This window comes from Leisingera sp. ANG-M1, from assembly GCF_000813745.1.
Taxonomy (GTDB): domain Bacteria; phylum Pseudomonadota; class Alphaproteobacteria; order Rhodobacterales; family Rhodobacteraceae; genus Leisingera.
Genome location: NZ_JWLC01000034.1, coordinates 1 through 1,904 on the forward strand (window position 1 = coordinate 1; position 1,904 = coordinate 1,904).

At 62.8% G+C, this 1,904-nt stretch carries 2 protein-coding genes and 1 pseudogene; all 3 read left to right on the forward strand.

The window, feature by feature from the left end:
- Nucleotides 1-832, forward strand: an 832-nt coding sequence (locus RA19_RS24210; protein WP_039168028.1) for a Na/Pi cotransporter family protein, incomplete at its 5' end; no start/stop codon positions are given.
- Nucleotides 829-1,593: an N-formylglutamate amidohydrolase gene (locus RA19_RS24215; protein WP_039168031.1), complete on the forward strand. Its 765-nt coding sequence runs from the start codon at nt 829-831 to the stop codon at nt 1,591-1,593. The genes RA19_RS24210 and RA19_RS24215, both read left to right, overlap by 4 nt.
- Nucleotides 1,590-1,904: pseudogene (locus RA19_RS24220) on the forward strand (glutamine synthetase); the annotation flags it as partial. The gene RA19_RS24215 and the pseudogene RA19_RS24220, both read left to right, overlap by 4 nt.

The following is a 1,904-nucleotide window of genomic DNA, read 5'->3' on the forward strand; positions in this document are numbered from 1 at the left end:
GCTGGCGCTGCCGTTCTGCGGACGGCTGCAGGGACTCTTTGAGCGGCTGGTGCCGGTCGCCAAAGCCCCGGAACCCGGGTTGCCGCATGGCCGTCCTTCCAGCGCTTTGGATCTGGCCCGCATCGGCCGCCCCTCACAGGCCCGCGCCAACTTGAAACGCGAGCTTTTGCGGATGAGCGATCTGGTCGAAACGATGTTCCAGCCCGCGCTTGAGCTCTACCGTTCAGGTAGCAAGGAGGACATCAAGGCAGTTCAGGCCACTGATGCAGAGGTTAACGCCTGCCTTTCCGGCATCCGGCAGTATGTGACGGCGCTGCCTGCTGATGAGTTCGGCAAGGAAAACACCGCAGAGATGCAAAGCCTCTTGGAATACGCCATCCGCCTTGAGACTGCCGGCGATGTGGTCGCAAAGCGTCTGACCGCATTGGCTTCGGAGATGCGAAAGAAAAGCACTGATTTCTCGAAGGACGGCTGGGCTGAACTGGTGGAGATGCATGAAAGCATCCTGGCCAACCTGAAGCTCTCTAAAAACGTGCTGATTTCAGATGACCTGGAGAGCGCCCGGCTGCTGAGCCAGGAGAAAAGCGAAATCAAACGTGCCGAGCGCGACAGCCGCAAGCGCCACCTGCGCAGGCTGCAGCATGGCACTGCCGGGAGTTTTGAGACCTCGGATATCCATCTGGAAACCCTGCGCGCGCTGCGCGAGTTCAACAGCCATATCGCGGCGGTGGCCTCGCCGATCCTGTACCGGCACGGGCAGCTGCTGGAGACCCGGCTGATCGAGGCCATGCCCAAGATGACGAACACTGCCCTGACGGAGGCCAAGACATGACTCTGCGCTGCGGGACACCGCCGGTAGAAATTCTCAATGACCAGGGCCGCGGCCGGGTGGTGCTGCTGTGCGAACACGCCAGCGCCCGCATCCCGGCAGAATACAACGGGTTGGGCTTGGCCGAAACAGACCGTCTGAGCCACGCCGCCTGGGACCCTGGCGCGCGGGATTTGACTCTGGCGCTGTCAGCGGCGCTAGACGCGCCGGCGGTGATGTCCACGGTGTCGCGGCTGGTTTACGACTGCAACCGCCCGCCCGAAGCTGCCAGCGCGATGCCGGAGAAATCAGAGCTGATCGAGGTTCCGGGGAACCACGGCCTGAGCCAGGCGCAACGCGATGCCCGCACCACGTCGGTGTATCAGCCGTTTTGCGCTGCAGTGTCGCAGGTGCTGGACGCACGCGGCCCGGATACAGCCGTGGTGACGGTGCACAGCTTTACACCAGTCTACTTTGGCCGCCAGCGGGCGGTCGAAATCGGCCTGTTGCACGACGAGGACAGCCGCCTGGCAGACGCCATGCTGGACCACACCGGCCGCCTGGCAGGCCGCCGGGTGGAACGCAATGAACCTTACGGCCCGGCGGACGGGGTCACCCATTCACTGCGCCTGCACGCGCAGTCCCGCGGGCTGGCCAATGTGATGATTGAAGTGCGCAACGATCTGATGCGCACACCGGAGAATATCGCCGCCCGGGCGCAGGAACTCCTGCGGCTTCTGGAACCGGCGCTTAGGGATATCACGATCAAGGAGGATGTATCGTGAGCAAACAGCTGACATTTGAGGCTTTGAAGGATCAAGTCGCTGCGGGCGCGGTTGATACTGTATTGGTGTGCCTTGTTGACATGCAGGGCCGCCTGATGGGGAAGCGGTTTCATGCGGGGCATTTTGTTGCGGGGGCGTGGGAGGAGACGCATTGCTGCAATTACCTGCTGGCGACCGATCTGGAGATGGCGACGCCGGACGGCTATGTTTCGACCTCCTGGCAAGCCGGCTACGGCGATTATGTGATGAAGCCGGATCTGGCGACGCTCAGGCCGGTGCCCTGGCTGGAAGGCACCGTGATGGTGCTCTGC